Origin of the sequence: Vibrio sp. V39_P1S14PM300 (assembly GCF_009904765.1) — a bacterium.
GTDB classification, from domain to species: domain Bacteria; phylum Pseudomonadota; class Gammaproteobacteria; order Enterobacterales; family Vibrionaceae; genus Vibrio; species Vibrio proteolyticus.
Window position 1 is genome coordinate 1 of record NZ_WXWP01000287.1, and the last position, 5,570, is coordinate 5,570.

General features: G+C 52.1%; 5 protein-coding genes. All 5 read right to left on the reverse strand.

Translation table 11 applies throughout. The features are described 5' to 3' along the window. On the reverse strand, positions 1-607 hold a 607-nt coding region (locus tag CAG65_RS14705; RefSeq protein WP_161454132.1), incomplete at its 3' end, for an RNA polymerase sigma factor FliA. Beyond that, positions 600-1,487, reverse strand: coding sequence for a MinD/ParA family protein (locus tag CAG65_RS14710; protein ID WP_021703883.1), 888 nt, complete (start codon positions 1,485-1,487; stop codon positions 600-602). The genes CAG65_RS14710 and CAG65_RS14705, both read right to left, overlap by 8 nt. A gap of 12 nt (positions 1,488-1,499) precedes the next feature. Next, entirely contained in the window at positions 1,500-2,978 is a 1,479-nt protein-coding gene (flhF, locus tag CAG65_RS14715) for a flagellar biosynthesis protein FlhF (RefSeq protein ID WP_161454133.1), read from the reverse strand. A gap of 46 nt (positions 2,979-3,024) precedes the next feature. Beyond that, a complete protein-coding gene (gene flhA, locus CAG65_RS14720; protein WP_161454134.1) occupies positions 3,025-5,118 on the reverse strand; it encodes a flagellar biosynthesis protein FlhA in 2,094 nt (697 codons plus the stop codon). A gap of 201 nt (positions 5,119-5,319) precedes the next feature. Beyond that, a partial coding sequence (locus CAG65_RS14725) for a SixA phosphatase family protein (protein WP_443098402.1) occupies positions 5,320-5,570 on the reverse strand: 251 nt, incomplete at its 5' end.

Genomic DNA, 5,570 nt, shown 5'->3' on the forward strand with positions numbered 1-5,570 from the left:
CATCATAATACAACGAAAGTACCAGAGCTTCTCGTTCAGGCAGCGATTTTATTGAATCTATCAACGCTTTGCGGAAAGATTCATCAGCAACACCTTTAAATGGAGAGTCGTCTTCTTCATCGGCGGGTACGATGGCATCATCGGAAATTCCCAAGTCGTCGATGCCGACCAGCCGTGAACAATTGATGTCAGTCAGTGCGCTATGATATTGATCGAGAGACAGGCCCATAAACTTGGCCACTTCTGAGTCACTCGGGTCTCGGTTCAGCTCGCCCTCCAGTACAGCGATCGCCTGAGAAATCTCTCGGCTATGCTTGTGAACCGAACGAGGTACCCAGTCTCCGCGCCGAATATCATCCAGCATCGCCCCACGTATACGGATACCCGCGTAGGTTTCGAAACTTGCACCTTTACTGCCATCATAATTTTTCTGGGCTTCCAGCAGGCCGATCATTCCGGCCTGAATCAGGTCTTCAACCTGAACACTGGGTGGCAATCTGCCTAATAGGTGGTGAGCAATTCGCTTTACCAATACTGAGTACTTTTCCAGAAACGCCTTCTGGCTATTCTGATTGGCATATTGGTCATAAGTCAGCGCTTTATTCACCAAACGGTTCCCCTACATAATCATCACGCTTGAGCAGGCGCTCGACGAAAAACTCCAAGTGGCCACTCGGGGTTTTCGGTATAGGCCAAGTCAATGCTTTGTTCGCGAGTGAGCCCATCGCCAGTGATGCCGGAGAACGCGGGAACGCGTCCACGACTATTTTCTGTCTTTTCACTGCCTGACGAACTTTATCATCCAATGGAATACATGCTACGAGTTCGAGGCTCACATTCAAGAATCGCTCTGTGACTAGGGTCAACTTTGCGAACAATTCTCGCCCTTCGCGATAGCTTCTGACCATATTCGCGACGATTTTAAACCGTTGGACCTGATGTTCCTTACTCAACAGTTTGATTAATGCATAGGCATCCGTGATGGATGTCGGTTCATCACACACCACCACAATCACATCCTGAGCTGCCCGGGAAAAGCTGACCACCATGTCCGAAATACCGGCCGCAGTGTCTATCAGCAAGACATCCATTTCGTCTTCCAGGCTACCAAATGCGCGGATTAATCCGGCATGTTGTGCATGGGACAACTCGGTCATAGATTGAGTACCAGACGTTGCTGGAATGATGCGGATGCCATGCGGTCCTTCCACAATGGCGTCTTTCAGCTCGCATTCACCGGCCAGCACGTGACCGAGGTTGAGCTTGGGACGAATACCCAGCATTACATCAACATTTGCCAAACCAAGGTCAGCGTCCAATACCATGACTTTCTTTCCCTGACGTGCCATACAAATCGCCAGGCCCAGAGTTACATTTGATTTACCAACACCACCCTTGCCTCCGGTTACCGAAATAACCTTGGTCAAAGAGGGTTTAGTTAAGCGACGCAGGCCGCTTGCTTGGTCTTGTATCATATCTTCTGTCATATCGTTCGCCGCCTAGAACCCATCTGTACTGCTGTTCCAGAAATGGGGTTCATTTTCTGTCGACTTTTCCAGTAATTCGTTTGCCTTTGCTACCATGTACTTGGGTTGCGCAATCACAATATCTTCCGGTACTCGTTGTCCATTGGCGATGTACGCCACGGGCAAGGCATTTTGAACTACGACACTCACAAATTCGCCCAGGCTCAGGGATTCATCGAGCTTGGTCATAATACAACCAGAGAGCGGAATTCGTCTGAAATGCTCTATGGTTTCCTGTAATACTCTGCGTTGTGCGGTTGCCGGTAGCACCAGGTAGCTGTTAATGACTTCTCCACTTTCCTGCATCAGCGTATCTAACTGTTCAGAAAGGCGTACATCACGCTGCCCCATGCCCGCCGTATCTACTAAAATCAGGCGGCGATTCCTTAACTGGTATATTACATCGGCCAGTTCGTCAGAATCTTTAGCAACTCTTACCGGACAACCCATAATTCTGCCATAAATTGACAGTTGCTCATGTGCACCGATTCGATAGGTATCGGTGGTCACTAACGCGACATTGTCCGCACCGTATTCCATAGCCGCACGCGCCGCCAGCTTGGCAACCGATGTGGTCTTTCCGACACCGGTCGGTCCAAGCAGTGCCACGACACCACCACGTTTGAGAATATCTTGTTTGGTAACCGGGATTTGATCAGCCACCAACGCCAACAGAGCTTTCCAGGCTTTGTTCGGCGGCGTATCTTCGGGAATGTAGCACGCCAGCTGATCGGCCAGCTCTGCCGACACTCCCATTCGTTCTAACCGCTTAATCAACATTGCCCGTAACGGTTCACGACGTTCCACCTCCTGCCACATTAATCCAGACACCTGATGTTCTAATAGGCGACGGATTGAAGACATTTCTTCACGCATATCTTCTAATTCGGCTTTATCGGCTTCACGTTCTTTGGCCGTTTGACGGTCATAACGGGTTGGATCCAAGCGAGGCTGCTGTTGCTGCATGCGAGGATCATCGGCAATCAAACGGGCCAGCGGCGAGTCTTCTTTCAACATGCCGGACAGGGATCCGTCGTTGCGTTTTTCCTGCTGACGGCGTAACAACGCCGTGAGGGAATCTTCGCCTCTCTCCGCCGGGGGTTGGTCTTCCTGCTCATGGTGGCTGTACTGCTTGAGCATGTTCGCAAAACGCTGGGTCATCGAGCGGCCCTTGTCTGCGCTCGACTGTAAACTGACACGGTCGTCTTCCAACTGACGAGAGCTGGCCGCCGGTGCTGCCGGCGGCTGCGCATACTGAGCTTGGCGCGGACGTGAACTGTAATCGTTCGACATCTGACGTCCGGCCGAGTGATCCCCATCGACAGCTGCAACGATTTCCACGCCACCCGCGACTTTTTTGTTGGACATAATCACCGCGTCAGCACCTAGCTCTTCCTTCACCTGAAGAAGCGCTGCTCGCATGTCCTTGGCAAAAAATCGTTTTATTTTCAAAGCAGATTTCCGTGTTTACCTAGTTGTGTACAGGCACGTAGCCGTATCAGTTGCCCACCGCCTGTACGATTCGAATTTGTTTCTCATCAGGAATTTCCTGATAGGAGAGCACCCGGAGTGACGGAATGGTGTTTTTAACAAACTTGGCCAACGTTGAGCGTAACACGCCGGACGTTAGCAACACCGCAGGCTCCCCTTTCAGTTCCTGTTCTTGCGTGGCCTGACTTAGGGATGACTGAAGTCGCTCAGCCAGCCCCGGCTCAATACCCGCCGATTCACCACCAGAAGCCTGCATGGTCTGATGCAAAATTTGTTCCAGCTCAGGAATGAGCGTAATGACCGGCAGTTCAGGCTCTATACCATTGATTTCCTGAACAATTAGTCGTTTTAGTGCGATGCGCACTGCCGCGGTCAGAATGTCAGGTTCTTGACTCTTCGCGGAGTACTCCGCCAGGGTTTGAATGATGGTCCGGATATCACGGATAGGAATCGCTTCATTGAGCAGGTTTTGCAGTACTTTCACGACGGCGCCCAGAGACAACTGATCCGGCACAAAGTTCTCCACCAACTTCGGTGCACTGCGGCCCAGCATCTCAAGTAGATTTTGTACCTCTTCATGGCCAATCAGTTGTGCTGCATTGTTGGTCAGCAGCTGGCTGAGGTGTGTCGCTAACACCGTCGAAGAATCTACCACGGTGTAGCCCAGCGCCTGGGCATGTTCACGCTGATCTTCACGAATCCATACCGCTTCAAGGCCAAAGGCCGGGTCAATCGTTTTTTCGCCTTCGATCATGCCGTACACCTGACCAGGGTTGATGGCCAGTTCTTGATCCGGGCGGATCTCCGCTTCCCCAACCGCAACGCCCATCAAGGTAATACGGTAACTATTGGGCGTCAGTTCGAGGTTATCGCGAATGTGTACCGCCGGGATCAAGAAGCCAAAATCCTGCGACAGTTTTTTGCGCACCCCTTTCACCCGCTCCAGCAGCTCCCCACCCTGATCTCGGTCCACCAGTGGGATCAATCGATAGCCGACTTCCAGACCAATAATGTCGACAGGTTGGACGTCATCCCAAGAAAGTTCTTTCTGGGCAGGCGCGTCGGTATCACTAACAGCGGGTGTGGCCGGAGCTTCGGCGGCCCTTTTCTGTTTGCGTTGAATCAGATACGCAGCGCCGCCAGCGATGACAGCCAAAAGCAAAAAGGCAAAATGCGGCATGCCCGGGACAATCCCCATCACGCCGAGGATGGCGGCGGTGATCATCAGCGCTTTCGGGTTATCGAACATCTGGAACACTACTTGTTGTCCCATGTCCTCTTCCGCATTCTGACGCGTCACCATGATCGCAGCGCCGATAGACAGCAACAGCGATGGGATCTGCGCCACCAGACCATCACCAATGGTCAGCAGGGTGTAGATTTCAATCGCTTCACGGAAACTCAGATCGTACTGCGCCATCCCGATGGACAGGCCACCGATGATGTTGATGAACAGGATCAGGATACCAGCGATGGCATCCCCTTTAACGAACTTGGACGCACCGTCCATCGAACCGTAGAAATCCGCCTCTTTGGTGACTTCACTGCGACGCAGGCGTGCTTGCTCCTGATCAATCAGTCCGGCGTTCAAATCGGCGTCGATCGCCATTTGCTTACCAGGCAAGGCATCCAGGGTAAAACGTGCACTGACTTCAGAGATCCGGCCAGCACCCTTGGTTACGACCATAAAGTTGATGATCATCAGAATCAAGAACACCACCAGACCCACGGCATAGTTCCCGCCAATCACCACATTACCAAACGCTTCAATGACGTTACCGGCCGCTCCGGCTCCTTCATGACCGTTCAGCAATACCACCCGGGTTGAGGCAACGTTCAACGCCAGACGCAATAAGGTGGCAATCAGCAAGACTGTCGGAAATGCGGCAAAATCCAGCGGACGCTTGGTGTAGACCGTGACCAGCAGGACGACCATCGACAACGCGATGTTGAACGTAAAAAACAGGTCAAGCAGAAACGCCGGTATCGGCAATACCACCATGGCCAGAGTGGCCAGCACCATCACGGGCGCGCCAATGGCTGGCATGGCACGTTGAGGAATCGGCGGAATTTTGTCCGCAAAAGGCAGGCTGAACTTCATAGATTCGGGTGTCTTAATTTTTGCATTTTGATTAAGCAGTTAGCTGCCTGATGCAAAATTCAGTCCAGCATTTATGTCAAATTACTGTCAATATCGCACGTTCAGTCGCGTTGCGTTTTTGACTGACAACAGAGCGTGAACGGGTTGTCGATCGGCCGGTTCACGGCAACCGCCGCTCGCTATACACACCGGCCGTCCCCATTAGGGATGGATATGCCACAACAGCTCGCTTTTGCGTGACTGTGGATCAAACTCTATGCACACCAACCCTGAGGTCGGGAACATTGGCGGCGCCATATCGGTAATGAATTCTGACGTCAGATAGCCGACCAACGGCAAATGAGAAACCAGCAACACCGATTGCGGCTGCTCCACTTCGATCAGGGCGCACAAGTAGTCAAAGACCAGATCCGACTGACCATATGGCGTGATGTCTTCACTGGTGCTAATGG